We start from the raw sequence: 19863 nt of genomic DNA, 5'->3' as shown, positions 1-19863 counted from the left end.
CCGTAAATGTGGCGCAAAAGCAGCGGTTTCACGGCCCTGCAAAGGAGAGCCTGCCCAGTATCCGGGAATCATGTTAATGATTTGTTAATCATAATTAACCCGAGGCAGGGTATCCCGAGAGCAGCACCACCGTAACAGCGGGGCGCGCAGAACTGACTGGCGGCGGGTCCGCTGGCGACGCGGCAGTGGCAGCTGTCTGCGCGGGACGCTTGTCCGGATGGCGGGAGCAGGCGGCGCAATGGTCAGGGCACGAGAGCTTAATTACGATACCAATGCATCCGCATTGGAGATGGCAGACACCATCTTTGGTGACGGGATTACCGTTCTAGATGCCAGCTATACCGGTGACAGCCGTTCTTCAGCGATTTATTCCAACGGCGATGCGCTGGCACCCGGTGCGACACCCAGTGACACAGGCGTAATACTGTCGACGGGGCGCGCCGATCAGTTCACCAATTCGCGCGGCCAAGCCAATCAGGACACCAACCAATCCACCAACACCTGGGGGCCAAGCAACCAAGCCGATTTCAATGAAATCGCCGGCACCAGAACCTATGACGCCTCCTATCTGGATGTGAGCTTTATTCCGGATTCGCAGGTGATGACGCTGCAGTTTGTATTCTCTTCTGAGGAGTTTCCCGAATTTCAGAACTCCGTTTACCAGGACATGGTTGCGGTTTGGGTGAATGGCGAACCGGCCCAATTGGAAATTGCAGGCGGTGCCGCGAACCCGGCAAATGTAAGTGCCTCAATTAATGAGAACCTATATCTCGACAACACCAGCGATGATTTCAACACGGAGATGGACGGCCTGACGGTCACCATGACCCTGACGATGCGGGTGAACCCGGATCAGGTGAACAACATCCGGATCGGCATAGCCGACGTTGGCGACAGCAGCTATGACAGCAATCTCCTGATTGCAGGCAAGTCGGGACAGACCAATCTGATTGCCATTACAGACAAAGTGTTTGTAACGCCGGATGGCAGCAAGACCATCGATATTCTGGAAAACGATATCAACATATGGGACGGCGGCACGGATGGAGCTGACGGCAGCACTCTGACCGTGACACACATCAACGGGGTTGCAGTCACCGCAGGGTCCGTAGTCACGCTGCCCTCAGGCCAGCAGGTGACGCTGAACGAAGATGGCACAATCACCCTGGCGGGTGACGGTGATACCGAGCATTTCAATTTCACTTATACAGTCAGCAACGGCACCATCAGCGACACCGGCTTTGTCAACGCAAGCTCAATCCCCTGTTTTGTGGCCGGAACTCTTATCCGCACTCCGCTCGGAGAAGTGCCGGTTGAGGATCTGATGCCAGGTGACCTGGTTGAAACCCGCGACGAGGGGGCCCAGCCGCTAAGCTGGACCGGTGGCCGCTCGGTTGCAGCTGAAGGGGATTTTGCGCCAATTCGTATTGCTGCGGATACCTTTGGGCGGCATGGCGCGCTGCTGGTCTCGCCGCAGCACCGGGTGCTTGTGCGCGGGGCCCATGCTGAGCTGTTCTTCGGTGAAGAAGAGGTTCTGGTAGCGGCCAAGGATCTGGTGAACGGCCGCAGCGTTACCTGCTGTCCGGGCGGTGAGGTCACCTATGTGCACCTTATGTTCGATAGCCACCAAGTGATCTACTCGGAAGGATTGGAGACGGAAAGTTTCCTGCCGGGACCGCAGATCGTTAATCTTTTCGAACAGGCGGTGGCTGAGGAGATTTGCGCGCTGTTTCCCGAATTGGACCCGGAAACCGGCGCGGGCTACAGCGCTGCTGCCCGGCCTGCGCTTAAGTCTTATGAGGGCCAGCTTCTGGCCGCAACGCAGGCGGCCTGAGGAAGGTGTCCTGGTTTTCGGCCTCTGGCAGCGGGCTCGATTGGTGCAATACGCAGGCGCTGCGCTCTGGCGGGACAGCCGACGGAGACAGTTTGCTTGTGTGCGGCACAATCATGCTTGAATGCCACTTGCCGGAAATCACCCGTCCTGAGCCATTGCTCCTTTATTCCCAGGGCGGAGACTGGCCTCTGCGGCTGGCAATTCAGGCGGTTCCGGGCGGCGGTCTGAGTTTCGTTCTGGAGCAGTGCGGGGCCGTTCTGCATCAGACACTGAATCCGACCAGTTCTGGACGCGCCGGACGGTTGCGGCTGAGCTACGCCTGGGATGCCCCTGCAAGAACAGGGCAGCTGACATTGGAACAGCCGGATGGCGGGCAGATGCAGATTGCCGCGCTGGCGGATCCAAAACCTTGGCGGTTGCGTGATCTGCAGGCGCTGGCGGGGCCGCTGGGATACAGGGGGACTTCAGTGGAATACTTGGCCCTGTCCGCCAAGGTTGAGCCAGCTGGTCCAGCCCCCGGGCTGCTGCCAGCCACGCCAATTGCCGTACCGCAAGGCTACCGCGCACTGGGCTGCCTGAATCGGGGGGACTTGGTGCTGACCAGCGGCGGTGCGGCAGTACCCGTGCTGCAGGTGGTGGAGCGCCAGGTGCCTGCGCTGGGCACCTTCGCTCCAGTGCGTCTCAGAGCACCGTACTTTGGATTGCTGCAAGACATTCAGGTCGCGCCGTTTCAACGGCTGGTATTGACCGGCTCAGAGGTCGAATACCTGTTTGGCAAGCCCGCGGTTCTGGTGCCAGCCGGCAATCTGCTGGGCACCGGCACCGCGCAGCCGGGCCAGGCTGGCGCGCCTCTGATAACCTATTGCCAGGCGGTCCTGCCGGACCATGAACCGCTGATTGCCGCCGGGTCGATGACTGAAAGCCTGTACCTGGGCCGCTTGCGCCGCGACCCGCAGCGCCTGGCGGCCAGTCTTGTGGCGCCGCACGGTGCCGCTGCTCTTCCGGAACACCGGCAGCCGAAATTCCCGGTTCTGCGTGCCTTTGACGCTGCGGTTCTGGCTGACAGGCGGACGGCCTGACACAGTCTTTGACGCAATTTCTGCCTCTGCATCCTTGATGCTTGCGTGAAAACCGCGATCCGCCTAAGGACGTTGAAACCCTTTCAGAGGCCAATCCGAGCGTTTCCGTGCCGTATCTCCGCCTGATCCCAGCCGTCCTGTTCATGCTATGGGGGCAATTGCTTTCCGCGCAGGTGCTGACGGTCAATACCGTCACCCGGCCGCCCTTTTCAATGGTGGAAGAGGGGCGCGACACCGGCTTCTCACTGGAATTGTTCAAAATCTTGGCAGAGCGGCTGGATTTGGACTACCGCGTCAGCCGCGCTGACAGCTTTTCGGACATGCTGGAAGGCGTGCGGAGCGGAGAGGCCGATCTGGCAGCCGCCAATATCTCGATCACCGCCTCGCGGGAGATCGAAATGGATTTCAGCCACCCGATTTTTGAAAGCGGTTTGCAGATCATGGTGCAGGCTGATGACGTCCGCGAGCCATCGCTGCTGCGGGCGATCATGTCCTGGGACCTGGCAGCGGCGATCGGGATCGCCTTTCTGCTGCTGTTTGGCGGCGGCATGATGATGTGGACGTTCGAACGCCGCGCACAGCCCTATTTCGACCGCCCTCTGAAAGAGGCATGGTTCCCCTCTTTCTGGTGGGCGCTGAACCTTGTGGTGAATGGCGGCTTCGAGGAACGGGTGCCGCGCACACCCATTGGCCGGATGTTCGGCGTGGTGCTGGTGGTATCTTCGCTGTTCATCGTCTCAATCTTCGTCGCCAAGATCACAGCGGTTATGACAGTGGAGGCAATCACCGGCTCAGTGAACTCGGTGAATGACCTCTATGGCAGATCCGTCGGCACCATCGGCGGCTCCACAGCCGCCGGTTTCCTGGACCGGCGCGAGATCGACTATGCTGCCTTCTCCGGATTGGAGGAGATGCTGGCTGCCTTTGAAGCGGGGGAGATCAAGGCCATAGTCTTTGATGCGCCGGTACTGAATTTCTACGTGCAGCAAGGCGGCCATCAATACGGCCACACCATCGGCCAGCCGTTCCTGCGGGAAAACTACGGGCTAGTGTTCCCGGCCGGCTCGCCGCTGGTGGAAGAGGTCAACCAGGCGCTTTTGACGATGCAGGAGGACGGCAGCTATGACGCCCTCTACCGCAAATGGTTCGGCAGCCAGAACTGAAGTTAGTGAAAAACAGGCTCTTCGCCGTCAAAGAACGGGGTCATCTGAGCGACAATCACCGCGTTTTCCTCCAGGGCCCGCTGCATCAGATCGCGTTCCTCATCGCCGATTTCATGGCCTTCGGCCTCGCGCTCTTCCAGGGTGCCGTATCCGGTCACGTCCAGCGGTGCAGTATCGGCTTGCTTTAGGATCGCCACTGTTTCCCGCACCGCCTCGGCTTCATCAATACCGGATGCATAGATCATCAGCGCAGCGCCGGTGGCGCCGTCGGGCAGGCCGTCTCCCTCCTTGCGTCCGATCTGGACAAGCAGGGTATAGACTTGCTGGCGGGAGGGTTTCTTCTTTTCCATGCCGCCGCCATAGCGCCGGGGCAGGGGGATGGTCAATCCATTTGACACACCTGTACCGGGGTGATGCGCAATCAACTGAAGGCTTGCGGCGGTTTGCAGCCGGGCTCTATGTCTAAGCTTATTAATAATGGCCCCCGAGGATACCCGATGCGTTTTTCCGCCCTGACTGCCCAGCCGGTGCCCTGGAAGAACGGCGGCGGCATAACCCGCGAACTGGCCGTGCACAAAGAAAACGGCCAAATTGTCTGGCGTCTCAGCCTGGCAGAAATTGAGCGAAGCGGCCCGTTTTCAGCCTTTTCAGGATACGCCCGCATTCATTGCATCGTCGAAGGCGCCGGCCACACCCTGTCGGATAGAAACATCCGGCTGGAAGCCCGGCCGCTGACGCCGGTGTTCTTTGACGGCGGCCTGGCTTTGGATTGCCGGCTGCGCGATGGCGTCTGCAAGGCGCTCAATGTGATTTATGATCCGAACCGTGTCACGGCAAAGGCGGAAATTCTAAGTGGAGGTACGTTGCGTGACTGTGAGGGCATCCAAGCCTTCTTTGTGGTTTCCGGCAGTCTGGAGATGCACGGCCAGGGATGTTTTCTCCCAAGCGAGGGTGTTACAGCAAAAGGTGCCGCCACCGGAGAGGTTTCCGATGGCGGCGCGGTTATCCATGTGCAGTTTTCGCCGGTTTAGAGACTATTCAGCAGCTCTTTGATGGCTGTCTGATATCCCGCAACCACAGTGTCGCGGGCAATGTGGCGGCCCTGCTGCACTACGTGGCGGCCTGCGCTCCAGACGTCTGTTACGGTGTCATCGCCCGCGGCAAAACACAGACCGTCCAGCAACTGCTCCGGCTTCAGCGCGCAGAGGGCGGGCACTGTGCTGTCTATCGCCACCAGATCTGCCAGCGCGCCTTCCTCGATCCGCCCGGCATCGCGTCCCAAAGCCTGCGCGCCGCCCTTGGCTGCACCCAAGTACAAAGTCTCGCCCACCGAGCCTTCGCCCGGCACCAGCACATTGCGCGCCAGGTCCCTCAGCCGCTGGGAATATTCCAGCGTTCGCAGTTCCTCTGGCAGCGATATCCGCACGTTAGAGTCTGAACCAACCCCAAATGCCCCGTTATGCGCCAGGTATTCCACCCCGTTGAACGGCCCGTCGCCCAGGTTCGCCTCTGTGATCGGACAGAGACCTGCAACGGCACCGGACCGCGCCATGGCGATAGTTTCGGTGCTGGTCATGTGGGTGGCGTGGATCAGGCACCATTTGCCATCCACGGGCGCGTTTTCCAGCAGCCATTCAACGGGACGCGCACCCAGCCAATCGCTGATATCCGCCACTTCCTTGGGCTGCTCTGCGATATGGATATGCACCGGCAGCCGGTCCTGGATCCGCAGCACCTCCGCCAGATCCTCGGGGCAGGTGGCACGCAGCGAATGCGGCGCAATGCCGACACAGGTATCCGCGGGCAGATCGCGCGCTGCAATCCCGCGGGCGCGGCTGACGAGATCAGAAAAGTCCGCCACGGAGTTGCCAAACCTCTGCTGACCGCCGCTCAGCTCCTGCTTGCCGGCACCGCCATAGGTGTAAAGCACCGGCAGGTGCGTCAGGCCGATGCCTGTCTGGCTGGCCGCCGCAAACACCCGCTCGCTCAGCTCTGTCATCGAGGCAAAATGCGCGCCGCCCGGCTGGTGGTGAACGTAATGGAACTCGCCGACAGATGCGTAGCCGGCCTCCAGCATTTCCATGAACACCAGCGCTGCAATAGCCTCGTACTGCTCAGGCGTGATGCAGTCCATGAAGCGGTACATCAGCTCGCGCCAAGTCCAGAAGCTGTCCTTGCCGGCCGCGCGGTACTCCGTCATGCCCGCCATCGCGCGCTGGAAGCTGTGCGAGTGCAGGTTGCCCAGAGATGGCAGCAGCACATCCGCCCGCGCGTCCCCGGGTTGCGGCCCGGCACCGGTTTCCACTGAGGCAATCCGGCCGTTATCAACTGTCAGCCGGAGGTTCTCAGCCCATCCCTGGGGCAGGCGGGCGCGCTGGGCGAAAATGGTCTGCATCTGACTCTCTTATGTGTAGATATAATACCATTAGCGCCACGTTTATTGCACTGCAAGAGTTTTGAGCAGAAGGGGCGCTGCCCCTCGGCCTGGCGGCCTCACCCCGGAGTATTTGGGACCAGAAAGAAGCAGGCGCTTCTGCATAAACGAAAAAAACGCGCCCGGCCGGGGCGCGTTTCTGGTCTTAGACTGCGCGGCGTGGATCAGTCGCGCAGCAGCTCGTTGATGCCGGTCTTGGAACGGGTCTTCTCATCCACGCGCTTCACGATCACCGCGCAGTAAAGGCTGATGTTGTTCTTGGACGGCATCGAGCCTGCGACAACAACCGAGTAGGGCGGCACTTCGCCGTACATCACTTCGCCGGTTTCGCGGTCGACGATCTTGGTCGACTTGCCGATGAAGACACCCATGCCCAGGACAGAGCCTTCGCGCACGATGCAGCCTTCGACCACCTCGGAACGGGCGCCGATGAAGCAGTTGTCTTCAATGATTGTGGGGCCGGCCTGCATCGGCTCCAGCACACCGCCGATGCCGACGCCGCCCGACAGGTGCACGTTCTTGCCGATCTGGGCGCAGGAGCCGACGGTGGCCCAGGTGTCGACCATGGTGCCTTCGTCGACATAGGCGCCAAGGTTCACGAAGGAGGGCATCAGCACCGCGCCCGGCGCGATATAGGCGGATTTGCGGACCACGCAGTTCGGCACCGCGCGGAAGCCTGCGGATTTCCAGTCGGCCTCGCCCCAGCCGTTGAACTTGCTGTCGACCTTGTCCCACCAGCCGCCGGCCTGCGGGCCGCCTTCGTGGATTTCCATGTCCTTGATGCGGAAGCCCAGCAGCACGGCCTTCTTGGCCCACTGGTTCACATGCCAGTCGCCGCTGTCCAGTTTCTCGGCCACCCGCAGCCTGCCTGAGTCAAGCGCGTTCAGGGTGTCTTCGATCGCTTCTCGCTGTTCGCCGGTGGTGGCGGGGGTGATGGTGTCGCGCGCCTCCCAGGCGGCTTCGATTGCTGCTTCCAGCTGGGCGTTGGACATGGATGTTCCTCCGGCATCGGTTAGATTCGGAGCTTCATACCGGCAAACTGCCCGCAGGTCATGTCCGGATTGCGTCCAAATTGCCGCCCCTGACGGCGTTTTGCCGGGTTCCAGCCGGTCAGCGCACCCGGCGCAAGTGGCGGCGCAGGATCTCACAGGCTCCTGCAGCATCGCGCCGGGTCATCGCCTGGACAATGGCGGCGTGATCGGCGTCCACCCGGCGGCTCCATTGATGCTGCCAATTGGCGAACAGATGCCGGGCAGCGGCAATATGCAGATCGTCGATCGAGGCCAGCAGCCGCGGCATTGCGCAGGGTGCCAGGATCACCCGGTGAAAGGCGCGGTTCAGCCGTTCCCAGCTGGCCATGTCCTCAGCTGCATCGCAGGCTAAACGGGCAGCGTTGGCGTCTTCGATGTCCTCGGCGGTTAGCCGGCCAAAGGCGTGCGTCAAAGCCAGCACTTCCAGCGCCACCCGCATTTCGATCACTTCGCGGATCTCAGCAGGGTTCAGGGCGCTGACCCGTGTGCCGCGCCGCGGTTCGGACACCGCCAGCCCGTGCGCCTCCAGCCGCAGCAGCGCCTCGCGCACCGGCACATGGCTGGCCGCAAACTCCCGCGCGATATGGTCCTGGCGCAACTTTTCGCCAGCCGGAAGCGCACCGGTAATGATGCGTTCGCTCAGGCTCAGATAGATTGTATCGGCGATGGTTGCGGACATGCTATTCCGATAGGGCTGCCTGGGGATTGCTGCAAGGGTTATCCCAGCGGATCCGGGGCAATGTTGCCGCCGCAGACCAGTACCGCCACGCGTTCGCCTGGCTCCGGCCGGTAGGCACCGCACATCAGCGACGCCAGCGCGGTAGCGCCCGCAGGCTCTACCAGGATCCGGCGTTCGCGCCAGAGCGCCGTCTGGGCCTGGGTGATCGCACTGTCCGGCACGGTGAGGGATGTGACACCCTGCGCAGCGGCCAGCTCAAAGCAGATATTGCCAATCTGCTTGGCACCCAGCGCGTTGGCGGCAACGCCTGAAACCTCTACATCTACCGGCTGCCCGGCTGCCAGCGCCGCGTTCAAAGCGCAGGAGGTTTCCGGCTCCACGGCGATGATCTTACGGGCGCCCTGAAACCAAGCCAGCGCGCCGGCAATCAGCCCGCCGCCGCCTACTGCAATCAGCAGGGTGTCGGCTTGCAGCCCCTGTGCCTGCCATTCGGCGAAGCAGGTGCCTTGCCCTGCGACGGTGGCAGGCGCGTCATAGGCATGGACCTGCATGGCACCGGTTTCAGCCTCATAGGCCTGCGCTTGCTCCAACGCATTGGCATAGGCGCCGGGCACCACCTGCAGATCGGCACCGGTGCGTTCGATCAGCGAGATTTTGGCGGGGCCTGCCATTTCCGGAACGTAGATACGCGCCCTGTGGCCCAGTTGATGCGCAGCATGGGCAACCGCCGCCCCGTGATTGCCGCCAGAGGCCGCGACCAGGCCGCCGGCAGGCACTTCCTGGCTCAGCAGCGTGTTGAAGGCGCCGCGCGCCTTGAAACTGCCGGTGTGCTGCATGTGCTCCAGCTTCAGTTCCACCGGGTAGTCCAGGCCGAACCCGCGGGTCTGCATTACGGGCGTTTGCTGCACATGGGGGCGGATGCGTTCTGCCGCTGCCTTGATTTCATCCTGCCAGTTCATGCGCGGTCCTCCTTGCCTGCTTGGCCGGAACCTTATCCGCACCGGGCCGCCGTGCAAGCGGAACGGCGCGTTCTGATGCATTCTTGATTGGCGCTAACGGCCAAGGACGGTTACAAAGGAGGTCCTGTTATTTTTACTTGGATTGCTTATGACCGAAGACCGCCACAGCCGTTTCCGCGACGCACACTCAGACCGGGACCGGGCCGAACATGTGCCCGCCACGCCGCAGACCCAGGCGCCGGCCTACCGGCTGGCCTTTGCCGATGAGGAATTCCTGTGCCGCGAGGAACTGCGCCCGGTGCGCTTGCAGCTGGAGCTGTTGAAGCCGGAGCTGATGCTGAACGAGCATGGCATAGAAAGCACCATCGTGATGTTCGGCGGCGCCCGCATTCCGGATCCTGCGCATAAGGACAAGGCACGCACCCAGACGCTGGCGGATCTGTCGCATTTCTATGATGAGGCGCGCGAGTTCGCCCGGCTGATGACAGAAAAGTCAAAGGAGAGCGGCGGCCGCCATAACGTCGTGGTGACCGGCGGCGGGCCTGGTGTGATGGAGGCAGGCAACCGCGGCGCGCTGGATGCGGGCGGCCATTCCATCGGCCTGTCTATCGTGCTGCCGCATGAGCAGGCGCCCAACGGCTATGTGACGCCGGATCTCAGCTTCAACTTCCACTATTTCGCGATCCGCAAGATGCATTTCCTGATGCGGGCTAGGGCGATCACGGTGTTCCCGGGCGGCTTCGGCACCCTGGATGAGCTGTTTGAGAGCCTGACCCTGATCCAGACCGGGCGCATGGAACGGGTGCCGTTCCTGCTGTTCGGAAAGGAATTCTGGAATAAGATCGTCAACTGGGAGGCGCTGGCCGATGCCGGCACCATCTCCGATCAGGACCTGGACCTGTTCCGTGTGGTCGATACCGCGCAGGAAGCGGTTCAGATCATCGACAACTGGGAGCCCGCGCCGCCGCGCGACAGCCTGCCAGGCCGCGAGCGCTGAACGCCGCAAGAACCGCTGCTGCCGGGATCAGGCGAATTCCGGCGGCAGCTTGCCGACTTCATCGCCGGTCGTGAGCCGGGTGAGGATCTGGGCGCCTCCCACGGTTTTCACGGCATAACCGTATCCGCGCAGGCGGAATTGCCATTCCCGCGGGCTCAGCGCCTTTTGGCGTTCGCTGCGGATCAGGTCCAGAACACTGGGGTCAATCGGGGCGGTCTTTCGTTCCATCGGAGCCATCGGTGATTCCTTCTGAAAATTGGATTGTCCGTAATCTGGAAACTGTTTGTGCCAAGCGGCGGAATTGAAGCTGGATTGGGGAAAGAATGCGGCAGCACGTGCTGCGGTTGCCGCTGTGCCCGTCAGGCAACAGTCGGGCTTATAAGCGGTCTGAAGGCTGTCGCCCTGGAAATTAGGCGGGAAGCCGCGGTCCGCCAGAGCGTGAACACGCTGGTATTTGCCTTTTGCAGAAAACTCTTCGGTGTTTGCACCTTCTGCGCCAGGAAACCGGCCAAACTTGGCCACATTTGCAAACAAAAACTTATCGGCGGTGGAGCAGTGGAGATTTCCGATGTCCGAAGTAACAGACTACACGGCGCTTTTGGCCTATACCTCGAACAGCAACTACCGCTGGAACAGCCAGGTCAAGCTCGGCACCCAATCTGTTGTGACATACAGTTTTCTCGGCAGTGGTGAATTGGGAAACGCGTCCGATGACCCTTACGGCGCAACCAGCTACTGGTCATTCAACAGCACCCAGCGCAGCTACTTCAGGCAGGCACTGGAAGAGTTCGAGGAAGTCTCCGGGCTGCTCTTCGTCGAAACCGACGGTCCGGCGATGATTGATGTATTCGGCTACAACGGCGGCTCAGCGGCCGGCTGGGCAAATTACTCCTGGGCCAGCGCCACTTCTACCGGCAAGGGGGATCTGGCAATCCAGGGCAGCAGCATGGCGCCGGGCACCTATGGCTATGAAACGATCCTGCATGAGATCGGCCACGCAGTAGGTTTGGAACATCCGCATGATGGCGATCATACGCTGGCCGATCATCTGGACGATCAGGCGCACACCGTGATGACCTACAATTATGCCGGCTACAATGCCACGGAACTTGGCACTTTGGATGTTCAGGCGCTGCAGCATATCTATGGAAACTCGTCAAAGACCGAAGGCTGGAACGCGTACAAAAACTCTGACGATATCGTAGTGATCAAGACCAGCGGCCGGTCCGAAGTCATTCTGGCAACCGGAGAGGACACCAGGATTTTCGCGCATGGCGGCAATGACACGGTCAAAGGCCGCGAGGCTGATGACATGCTTGCCGGATGCAAAGGAGCAGACAAGCTTTTTGGCGGCTATGGCAATGATACGCTGAAGGGCGGCGGCGGTGCCGATATCCTGATTGGCGGGATCAACACGTCGAAATATTCAGGCGCCAGCGGTGAACACGATGACCTGCGCGGCAATTCCGGAAATGACAAGCTGTATGGCGGCCGCGGCAACGACACACTGCATGGCGGCAGCGGCCGGGACCGCCTCTCCGGCGGTGACGGCTCTGATGTCCTGACGGGCGGAACAGGCGACGATGTCTTTGTTTTTGTTTCCGCTGACTATTGGGATTCGAACACAATCACCGACTTCGGCAATGGCAATGACAGGATCCGGTTCTCCGGAACCAGCCCTGACAGTTTCAGTGACCTGACCATCACCCAGCAAGGCGGCGATACGCATATTAGCTACTACGGCAATCACAACGTCGAGCTCACCGGCTACACCGGCGGGCTGTCCGCAGACGATTTCCTTTTCAGTTAAGGCAGCCGGGGACCTGCCGCAGCGGGGCCGGAGCCGGGTCACTTCATCCCGGCTTCGGCCTCAATCTGTTTGCGGCTCTTGCGGGCGCGTTCGGTGGCTGATTTCAGCTGGCCGCAGGCCGCCATGATGTCCTCGCCGCGGGTCTTGCGGATCGGCGACGCATAGCCGGCCTGATAGATGATATTGGCAAACGCCCGGATCCGGTTGTTGGAGCTGCGCTTGTAGGGTGCCCCCGGCCATTCGTTGAACGGGATCAGGTTGATCTTCGCCGGGATGTGGTAGCGCTTGATGTGGTCGATCAGCCGGTGCGCGTCCTCATCGCTGTCATTCACCCCGTCCAGCATCACATATTCAAAGGTGATCCGTTCCGAGTTCGACGCCTTGGGATAATCCGCCAGCGCCTGCAGCAGCTCGTCGATATTCCAACGCTTGTTGATCGGCACCAGCACATCACGGGTTTCGTTGGTGGTGGCATGGAAGGAAATCGCCAGAAGGCAGCCGATTTCCTCGGCTGTCCGTGCAATCTCCGGCACCACGCCGGAGGTCGACAGGGTGATACGGCGGCGGCTGAGGGAAATGCCTTCCGGGTCCATCGCAATCTTCATCGCGTCGCGCACGTTGTCGAAGTTATAAAGCGGCTCGCCCATGCCCATAAGCACGATGTTGGAGAGCAGCCGGGTTTCTTCCTTTGGCGCGCCCGGCACCGGCCATTCCTCCAGGTCGTCGCGCGCCATCATCACCTGGCCGACGATTTCCGCCGGGGTCAGGTTACGCACCAGCTTCTGGGTGCCGGTATGGCAGAAGGAGCAGGTCAGGGTGCAGCCCACCTGGCTGGAGATGCATAGGGTGCCGCGGTCATCCTCGGGGATATAGACCACCTCGACCTCGTGGCCGCCGTTGATCCGCACCAGATACTTGCGGGTGCCGTCGATCGACACCTGCTTGCTCACCACCTCGGGGATGCGGATCTCAAAGGTCTCCGCCAGCTGCGCGCGGTAGGCCTTGGCCAGGTTGGTCATGTCACCAAAGTCACGCTTGCCCCATTGGTAGATCCACTGCCAGATCTGGCCGACCCGCATCTTGGCCTGCTTCTCCGGTGTGCCGTGCTCAATCAGCACTTCGCGCATGCGCTCGCGGGTCAGGCCCACAAGATTGATCTTGCCGCCCTCGGGCTCCTTGCGGGGCAGGGTCATTACATCCTGAGTGATCGGCGCGCTGGCGGTCATGGCAAAAGCCTCGGGTCATGGTGAGCGGATGCGGCTCTATATAGGATTTCGAACAGAGATCAAAAGGAATCCGCGGAAATCTGCTTTCACATCGGGTTTCAGGCGGTCACTGGCCCAGACGCACCAGCTCGTCAACTCGCGCCCGCCCCAAGGTTGTCCAGCAGGCCCGGGTAGCAATCCCGGCGTCTTCCGGCACCGGATGCGCCGTCCCGATAAAACTGCAATGCGCGGCGCGAAACGCTTCCCAGGCTGTTTGGCTCGCCATGAGCGCGGCCTCTGTGTTTGTCCCGCCAGTGTCGTTGTCCCGCTCCGCGGCGGCAATCATGGCCGCCTCCAGTGCGTTGAACAGGGCCGCTTCCACACCTTCCTCGTCATCAGCCACGCAAGAGCCAACCTCCTCCTGGCTGCCGGTGCCGCATTCCAGCGCCGGATTGGCATTGGCGGGCAGGGCTAACAGCGCAACCGCAAGGATAGGGACCGGAAGAAAGGCAGAGTTCAGCATGGCAGACACCTCCTGCCCCTATGCTACGCCCCCTGCGCCTTCCAAACAAGAAAACCCCGGCGCAGGCCGGGGTTTCGTGTGTTTCCGCACATGCAGAGGGTTACTTGCTGCAGCGCTTTTCCGCATCTTCAATCGCCGCGGTGAAGCCCAGCAGCGAGAAAGTATCCTTGGTCTGGGTGCCCCGCGCCGACCGCGCAGTCAGCACCGCACTGGCGCCGCGTTTCATGGCGGTGACGATCTTAGAATCGTCCGCTGGCGTTGCCGGCCAGGCCCATTCGCCTTCGGTGAACAGCTCAAACTCGGACTCGCCGATTGCCATGTTCACGGTGGACCCCGGCGCAAACGGATAGCCGCCGGTAAAGCTCACCTCGCCCTTGGGCGCATCGCTGCTGCGGAAGGTGACAAACAGCTGGATCTCGCTGCGGCGCACCGCCACGACACGGCCGTCACGGGTGTTCACGGTCTCCTTCGGTGCGGAAACCCCCCAGCACTCGTTGGGGTCATTGCCCTCGAAAACGCTCCAATCGACCTTGGCCGCAACCCGGTTGTTCGACGTTTCCTGTGCAGTTGCTGCGGTTGCCAATGCTGCCAGACACAGGCCCGCAGCCACGCGGGCGAGTTTCAATGCCATTTGTCCCGACTCCAAGACTGTTCTTTCATACCTCAAAACCAAGCAAAGGGCCCGCAGCGTTCTTCCGCTGTCTGGTCCCGATCCCTTCGCTTGCGCTACACAAGCACACTAACGTAACTAGCACCACGGGCGAAAGTGCGTTTTGGCAGGAATTCGCCCAGAAAACATGAGGGGAGACATCATGCCGAATCCAGTGCCCATGGCCGAAGTCTGGCGCGGTCCGCTGCTGGAAAGCCTGCATCTGGGCCATGCCGTCATCTGTGACGACAGCGGTCAGGTGGTGCGCAGCTGGGGCGATCCGGACGCAGTGATCTATCCGCGCAGCTCTGCCAAGATGATCCAGGCGCTGCCGCTGATCACCTCCGGCGCCGCCGCGCGTTATGGTCTGAATTCGGAACAGCTGGCGCTGGCCTGCGCCTCGCACAACGGCGCGCATATCCATACCGACCGGGTTAACGCTTGGCTTGGTCAGCTGGGTATGACTGATGACGACTTCCGCTGCGGCCCGCAGCTGCCGGACGACATCCCCGCCCGAAATGAGCTGATCAAAACCGACAACAGCCCCTGCCAGGTGCACAACAACTGCTCCGGCAAGCACGCGGGCTTTTTGACCCTGAACCAGTACCTGGGCGGCAACGCCGAATACATCGAGGTGGACCACCCGGTGCAGCAGGCCTGCCTTGCTGCGTTTGAGGAAACCACCGGCCAGGACAGCCCCGGCTATGGCATCGACGGCTGCTCAGCGCCGAACTTTGCAACCACCGTCACCGGGCTGGCGCGCTCAATGGCCTGGTTTGCCAGCGCCGCGGACCGCTCCGATCGCGCGTCTGAGGCGGCGCAGCAGCTGGTTGCCGCCATGACAGCGCATCCCGAGCTGGTTGCGGGCGAGACCCGCTGCTGCACCAACCTGATGCGGGCGATGGGCGGCAAGGTGGCGATCAAAACCGGGGCTGAGGCGGTGTTCATCGCCATCCTGCCGGAACAGAAGCTGGGTGTCGCGCTGAAGATCTCTGATGGCAGCACCCGCGCCAGCGAATGCGCGATTGCGGCGCTGATGGTCAGCCTCGGCGTGCTGGACGCAGATCACCCGGAAACCAGTAAGTACATGAACAAGATGCTCTACAGCCGCCGCGGGCTGGAATGCGGATCCATCCGCCCCGCTGCCGAACTGCGGTTCTAAATGCAAGTGCCCCGGTTCAGGACCGGGGCATTTTCTTACATCTCCATGTCGATGATTTCAGCGACTTCTACCGAGCCGCTGCCGTCTGCCACCATCGGGCAGCCCTTGGCCATCTCGCAGGCCGCGTCCTGATCAGCGGCTTCCACCACGGAATAGCCTGACAGTGGATTGGCGCCGCCATTGTCCACTACCCCGCCAGCGCTGACGGTCTTGGACATCCCAACCGGTGCACCTGGCATCTTCAGGGCATCGCCCAGACCTCCCATCCAGTCTTTCCAGGCCTGCATGACCCTGGCGCCCTCTTCCTCACTCTCCGGGGTCTTGCCGCCATGATAGGCAAAAATGAACTGTGGCATTGGTCTACTCCCTTGGTTTTGTTGATGGTTCAGTCTTCTGCGGACAGCAGCGCCTCCAGCTTTCGCAGGGTTGAGGTCCAGCCGTCTTCGTGGCGCGCGGCAAACTCGTCATCGCCCAGATCCCGGTGGTCGACCACCAGCATGGCGCCATCCCCAGTGGCTGCAACGGTCAGAGTGACATGGCTCTCATCGCCGCGGCTGCCGTCGTCGCCGTGCCAGGCCCAGGTGAAGCCAACCGATTTCGGCGCATCCACATGGGTCACCTGGCCGGAAACATGAAACCGCTGGCCGTCGCTGTTCTGCATGACCGAGTACCAGGGGCCGGTGCGGCTCAGGTTCAGGTCATGTTCCGGAATGGTAACCCCTTCCGGCCCCCACCATTGCAGCAGCTTGTCCGGCGTTGTCACCCAGGCAAACAGTTTCTCCGGGCTGACCGGAAATGTCCGCTTCAGCTGCAGGTCGCTCATGCCTCGTCCTCCATCAGGGCCGCTTCCAGCCTGTCCAGGCTCCCTTCCCAGAAGGCGCGCCGCGATTGCGTCCATTCGGCGATCATCCGCAGCCCTTCAGGCCGGGCAGAATAGAGCCGCTTAGTGCCCTTGGCCCGTTGGGTTATCAGCCCGGCCTCGCGCAGGACTTTTAGATGGCGCGAGATCGCCGGAGCCGAAATGCCTGCTCCGGGGGCCAGATCACCGGCGGGCAGTTCGCCCTCAGTAATTAACTGATCCACGATCATCAGCCGGGTTTCGTCTGACAGCGCGGCAAAGGATTTCAGAATCGGTACCATGCTATTTATTAGCATGTTTGTTAATTAATGGAAATGTTAAATATGGGGCAAAGCCAGAGCCGACCTTACATCATATCCCACAGCAGCTTGGCCGCGAGCGAGACAGAGGTCACCACCAGCAGCGGCTTGATCACCTTTGCCCCCTGCTTCTTGGCCAGCCCCGCTCCCGCCCGCGCACCGGCAATCTGGGCGCAGCCCATCAGCAGGCCGGTGATCCACCAGGGCGTCGCAAAGAAGGAAAACGCCAGCAGACCGCCTGCATTGGAGGCGAAATTCAGCAGCTTGGTATGGGCGGTTGCACGCAGGATGCCGTAGCCCGCCAGCGACACAAAGGCGAGCATGTAGAAGCTGCCTGCGCCAGGCCCCAGCAGCCCGTCATAGGCCCCGCACAGCGGAACGATGAGGGCGGTGAACAGGGCGGGGGACAGGCGGCGGTGCCGGTCGAGATCATCCAGCCCCTTCTTCAACGCAAAGAAAATGGCGATCCCGATCAGCAGCACCGGCAGGATCAGCCGGATCCATTCGGTGGGCAAGTAGGCCACCAGAAACGCACCCGCAACTGCCGCCGCAAAGGCAATCAGCGCAGGCCCGACCTGGGCCTTCAGGTCTACATGCCCGGCGCGCGCATAGGTGAAGGCGGCGGTCGCTGAGCCGAACAGCCCCTGGATTTTGTTGGTCGACAGCGCCGTCACCGGATTGGCCCCGGCCAGCAGCAGAACCGGCACCGTGATCAGCCCGCCGCCGCCTGCAATTGCGTCAATGAACCCGGCAGCAAACCCCGCCGCCAGCAACAGCAGCAGGGTCTCGAAACCCACTTCCAGCATCTAATTGATCAGCCTTTGAATTCGTCCTGGGCGTAGCCCTGGATGTAAAGCAGCGCCGTCAGGTCGCCGTGGTTAATGCGGATATCGCATTCCGCCGCGACCGAGGGCTTGGCATGCAGCGCCACACCTGCGCCCGCGCGCTTTAGCATCCCCAGGTCATTGGCGCCGTCACCAACTGCAATCACATCCGCCTCCGCGATACCAAGCCGGGTGGAGATCTGCTCCAGCGCCTCCACCTTGGCCTCCCGCCCCAGGATCGGCCGGCCCGCCTCGCCGGTCAGCTTGCCGTCCTCGGTCAGCAGCGTGTTTGCGCGGTTCTCGTCAAATCCCAGTACTTCTGCGACCCGCGCCGTGAACGCCGTGAAGCCGCCAGAAACAAGCGCCGCATAGGCGCCCTCCGCCTTCATCGTCGCCAGCAGCTGCTTGCCGCCGGGCATCAGGGTAATGCGCTCTTCCAGAACCTTGGCGATTACCGTCTCCGGCAGCCCCTTCAGCAGCCCGACCCGCTCTGTTAGCGCGCCTTCGAAATCCAGTTCGCCGTTCATCGCCCGCGCGGTGATGTCCTTCACCCGCGCGCCGACGCCTGCCTCCTCGGCCAGCTCATCAATGCATTCCTGCTGGATCATGGTCGAATCCATGTCGGCCAGCAGCATCTTTTTCCTGCGCCCGGCGCTGGGCTGAATGACCAGATCCACGCCCATGCCCTGCAGGTCCGCCCAGACGTCCCATCGGTTGTCGGGCATCTGCTTCAGCGGAAATTCTGCCGCCGCCCCCAGCGCCAGCCACACCGCTTCATCACCGCCCCAGGCATTACGCAGCGATTCGATCAGCGCGGGCTCCAGCACCGGTCGGGCAGGGTTGCAAAGCAGGGTGGCGGTGTACATCGGCAGGCTCCGTTCCGGCGCTATCTGCCTATGTCATAGCGCCCTGCCGCGGGAACAGCCAGACAGCAAAAAACTGCGGAAATCCGGAGGCATCATAAGGAGTAGCCCTTTGCGCCATTTCAGCGCGGCTGTTTCCGATGGTGGAAAATCGTGTCGCAAAAAACAGATGAACAGCCGCATTTTTCTGAAATTTCTGTTGCGTGCCGCGCTGCAGCACACTAGCTCTGATCACGGGACACCCCTCCCCAACGAGGGGCGCTTATCTGGAAGGGTAGCATTTATGGCTATTGAACAACCTGCCGCGCGGCCGGCCAATCCGCGTTTTTCGTCCGGCCCTTGCGCCAAACCCCCCGTCTTTGATCTGAGCAAACTTGCAGGCGCGCCGCTGGGCCGCTCACACCGCGCCGCGGTGGGCAAGGACAAGCTGAAAGCAGCGATCGAAGGCACCCGGGAAATCCTGAACATCCCCGCCGGTTACAAGATCGGCATCGTGCCTGCCTCCGACACCGGCGCGGTGGAAATGGCGATGTGGAACCTGCTCGGCGCCCGCGGAGTTGAGATGCTGGCCTGGGAAAGTTTCGGCTCCGGCTGGGTCACCGACGCGGTTAAACAGCTGAAGCTCGACGCCACCGTCAAAACCGCCGACTATGGCCAGATCGTGGACCTCGGCACCGTCGATTTCACCAACGACGTCGTCTTCACCTGGAACGGCACCACTTCCGGCGTGCGCGTCCCCAACGGCGACTGGATCCCGGCGGACCGCGAAGGTCTGACCATCTGCGACGCCACCTCCGCCGCCTTTGCGCAGTATCTGCCGTGGGACAAGCTGGATGTGACCACCTTCTCCTGGCAGAAGGTGCTGGGCGGCGAAGCTGCGCACGGCATGATCATCCTCAGCCCCCGCGCAGTGGAGCGTCTGGAGAGCTACACCCCCGCCTGGCCGCTGCCCAAAATCTTCCGCCTGACCAAGGGTGGCAAGCTGATCGACGGCATCTTCCAGGGCGCGACCATCAACACCCCCTCGATGCTGGCGGTGGAGGACTACCTGCTGGCGCTCGACTGGGCCCGCTCGGTAGGCGGCATGGAAGGCCTGCGCGAGCGCGCCTACGCGAACCTCGCCGCAGTGCAAAGCTTCGTGCAGGACAACCCCTGGATCGCCTTCCTGGCCGAGCAGCCGGAATACCGCTCCAACACGTCTGTTTGCCTCAAGTTCACCGACGAGCGCATCCAGGACGGCGCTGCCTTTGCCAAGGCCGTGGCCAAACGTCTGGAAGCTGAAGGCGTCGCCTACGACATCGGCGCCTACCGCGACGCGCCTCCGGGCCTGCGCATCTGGTGCGGCGGCACGGTGGAAGCCTCTGACGTGGCAACCCTGATGCCCTGGATCAAATGGGCCTTCGAGGCCGAGATCGCCGCGCAGACCGAAGCGGCCTGAGCAACCTCAAAGGCGGGCGGCTACGCCCGCCGTCCCAGCACAGACATTCTAAGGA

The 19863-nt window shown here is 61.9% G+C and carries 23 protein-coding genes; 8 read left to right on the top strand and 15 right to left on the bottom strand.

The genetic code is table 11. From position 1 onward, the window contains the following. Positions 1-238 precede the first annotated feature (238 nt). From GC1_RS20475 to GC1_RS20465, 3 genes are all read left to right on the top strand, one after another. Positions 239-1834 (top strand): Hint domain-containing protein, encoded by a 1596-nt coding sequence (locus tag GC1_RS20475; RefSeq protein WP_019295185.1) that lies wholly within the window; start codon positions 239-241, stop codon positions 1832-1834. 353 nt (positions 1835-2187) lie between these two features. After that, complete coding sequence (locus GC1_RS20470; RefSeq protein ID WP_162183426.1) at positions 2188-2913, top strand: Hint domain-containing protein; 726 nt, start codon at positions 2188-2190, stop codon at positions 2911-2913. 143 nt (positions 2914-3056) lie between these two features. After that, positions 3057-4076, top strand: coding sequence for a transporter substrate-binding domain-containing protein (locus GC1_RS20465; protein ID WP_036761810.1), 1020 nt, complete (start codon positions 3057-3059; stop codon positions 4074-4076). 2 nt (positions 4077-4078) lie between these two features. Here GC1_RS20465 and GC1_RS20460 read toward each other — a convergent pair whose 3' ends face one another. Further along, positions 4079-4426 (bottom strand): hypothetical protein, encoded by a 348-nt coding sequence (locus tag GC1_RS20460; protein WP_029204715.1) that lies wholly within the window; start codon positions 4424-4426, stop codon positions 4079-4081. 63 nt (positions 4427-4489) lie between these two features. Here GC1_RS20460 and GC1_RS20455 point away from each other — a divergent pair, with 63 nt between their 5' ends. Continuing rightward, a complete protein-coding gene (locus tag GC1_RS20455; protein WP_237754652.1) occupies positions 4490-5107 on the top strand; it encodes a HutD/Ves family protein in 618 nt (205 codons plus the stop codon). On the opposite strand, the gene GC1_RS20450 is transcribed toward GC1_RS20455, so the two are convergent. The 4 genes from GC1_RS20450 to GC1_RS20435 all read right to left on the bottom strand — a co-directional run bounded on the left by GC1_RS20450 (position 5104) and on the right by GC1_RS20435 (position 9179). Further along, positions 5104-6471, bottom strand: coding sequence for a formimidoylglutamate deiminase (locus GC1_RS20450; protein ID WP_019295180.1), 1368 nt, complete (start codon positions 6469-6471; stop codon positions 5104-5106). The two genes, GC1_RS20455 and GC1_RS20450, sit on opposite strands and share 4 nt — an antisense overlap. 203 nt (positions 6472-6674) lie before the next feature. After that, positions 6675-7502 (bottom strand): 2,3,4,5-tetrahydropyridine-2,6-dicarboxylate N-succinyltransferase, encoded by an 828-nt coding sequence (gene dapD / locus GC1_RS20445; RefSeq protein ID WP_019295179.1) that lies wholly within the window; start codon positions 7500-7502, stop codon positions 6675-6677. A gap of 118 nt (positions 7503-7620) precedes the next feature. Next, complete coding sequence (locus tag GC1_RS20440; RefSeq protein WP_029204714.1) at positions 7621-8220, bottom strand: GntR family transcriptional regulator; 600 nt, start codon at positions 8218-8220, stop codon at positions 7621-7623. Positions 8221-8258: 38 nt separating this feature from the next. Further along, the gene (locus GC1_RS20435; RefSeq protein WP_019295177.1) at positions 8259-9179 is read right to left on the bottom strand and encodes a threonine/serine dehydratase; all 921 of its coding nucleotides are present in this window, start codon (positions 9177-9179) and stop codon (positions 8259-8261) included. A gap of 148 nt (positions 9180-9327) precedes the next feature. Here GC1_RS20435 and GC1_RS20430 point away from each other — a divergent pair, with 148 nt between their 5' ends. Further along, positions 9328-10176, top strand: coding sequence for a TIGR00730 family Rossman fold protein (locus GC1_RS20430; RefSeq protein WP_019295176.1), 849 nt, complete (start codon positions 9328-9330; stop codon positions 10174-10176). A gap of 27 nt (positions 10177-10203) precedes the next feature. On the opposite strand, the gene GC1_RS20425 is transcribed toward GC1_RS20430, so the two are convergent. Next, a complete protein-coding gene (locus tag GC1_RS20425) occupies positions 10204-10413 on the bottom strand; it encodes a hypothetical protein (protein ID WP_029204713.1) in 210 nt (69 codons plus the stop codon). Positions 10414-10744: 331 nt separating this feature from the next. Here GC1_RS20425 and GC1_RS20420 point away from each other — a divergent pair, with 331 nt between their 5' ends. Beyond that, positions 10745-11986: a reprolysin-like metallopeptidase gene (locus GC1_RS20420; protein ID WP_019295174.1), complete on the top strand. Its 1242-nt coding sequence runs from the start codon at positions 10745-10747 to the stop codon at positions 11984-11986. A 38-nt stretch (positions 11987-12024) separates the two neighbouring features. On the opposite strand, the gene rlmN is transcribed toward GC1_RS20420, so the two are convergent. From rlmN to GC1_RS20405, 3 genes are all read right to left on the bottom strand, one after another. Beyond that, on the bottom strand, positions 12025-13212 hold the full coding sequence (gene rlmN / locus GC1_RS20415; protein WP_019295173.1) for a 23S rRNA (adenine(2503)-C(2))-methyltransferase RlmN: 1188 nt from the start codon (positions 13210-13212) through the stop codon (positions 12025-12027). Between the two features lie 106 nt (positions 13213-13318). Further along, positions 13319-13714, bottom strand: a complete 396-nt coding sequence (locus GC1_RS20410; protein ID WP_019295172.1) for a lysozyme inhibitor LprI family protein — start codon at positions 13712-13714, stop codon at positions 13319-13321. Positions 13715-13814: 100 nt separating this feature from the next. Beyond that, positions 13815-14345: an invasion associated locus B family protein gene (locus GC1_RS20405; protein WP_029204711.1), complete on the bottom strand. Its 531-nt coding sequence runs from the start codon at positions 14343-14345 to the stop codon at positions 13815-13817. Between the two features lie 181 nt (positions 14346-14526). On the opposite strand from GC1_RS20405, the gene GC1_RS20400 reads away from it, so the two are divergent. Beyond that, positions 14527-15525: an asparaginase gene (locus GC1_RS20400; protein WP_029204710.1), complete on the top strand. Its 999-nt coding sequence runs from the start codon at positions 14527-14529 to the stop codon at positions 15523-15525. Between the two features lie 35 nt (positions 15526-15560). Here the strand turns inward: GC1_RS20400 and GC1_RS20395 are convergent, their stop codons facing one another. The 6 genes from GC1_RS20395 to GC1_RS20370 form a co-directional block, all read right to left on the bottom strand. Then, positions 15561-15881, bottom strand: coding sequence for a YciI family protein (locus GC1_RS20395; RefSeq protein ID WP_019295169.1), 321 nt, complete (start codon positions 15879-15881; stop codon positions 15561-15563). A gap of 29 nt (positions 15882-15910) precedes the next feature. Next, positions 15911-16348, bottom strand: a complete 438-nt coding sequence (locus GC1_RS20390; RefSeq protein ID WP_019295168.1) for an SRPBCC family protein — start codon at positions 16346-16348, stop codon at positions 15911-15913. After that, the gene (locus tag GC1_RS20385; protein WP_019295167.1) at positions 16345-16665 is read right to left on the bottom strand and encodes an ArsR/SmtB family transcription factor; all 321 of its coding nucleotides are present in this window, start codon (positions 16663-16665) and stop codon (positions 16345-16347) included. The genes GC1_RS20390 and GC1_RS20385 overlap by 4 nt, the downstream gene beginning before the upstream one ends. 65 nt (positions 16666-16730) lie before the next feature. Beyond that, positions 16731-17489, bottom strand: coding sequence for a TSUP family transporter (locus tag GC1_RS20380; protein ID WP_019295166.1), 759 nt, complete (start codon positions 17487-17489; stop codon positions 16731-16733). Positions 17490-17497: 8 nt separating this feature from the next. Then, positions 17498-18373, bottom strand: coding sequence for a phosphoserine phosphatase SerB (gene serB / locus GC1_RS20375; protein WP_019295165.1), 876 nt, complete (start codon positions 18371-18373; stop codon positions 17498-17500). A 28-nt stretch (positions 18374-18401) separates the two neighbouring features. Next, the gene (locus tag GC1_RS20370) at positions 18402-18605 is read right to left on the bottom strand and encodes a hypothetical protein (protein ID WP_152612424.1); all 204 of its coding nucleotides are present in this window, start codon (positions 18603-18605) and stop codon (positions 18402-18404) included. Positions 18606-18653: 48 nt separating this feature from the next. Between GC1_RS20370 and GC1_RS20365 the strand changes: the two genes are divergently transcribed. Further along, positions 18654-19808: a phosphoserine transaminase gene (locus tag GC1_RS20365; RefSeq protein WP_019295163.1), complete on the top strand. Its 1155-nt coding sequence runs from the start codon at positions 18654-18656 to the stop codon at positions 19806-19808. Positions 19809-19863 lie beyond the last annotated feature (55 nt).

The organism is Leisingera sp. ANG1 (assembly GCF_000203975.2).
In the GTDB taxonomy this organism is placed as follows: Bacteria; Pseudomonadota; Alphaproteobacteria; order Rhodobacterales; family Rhodobacteraceae; genus Leisingera.
Note: the sequence above shows the minus strand (reverse complement) of the source record. Positions and strands in the feature narration are given on the sequence as shown.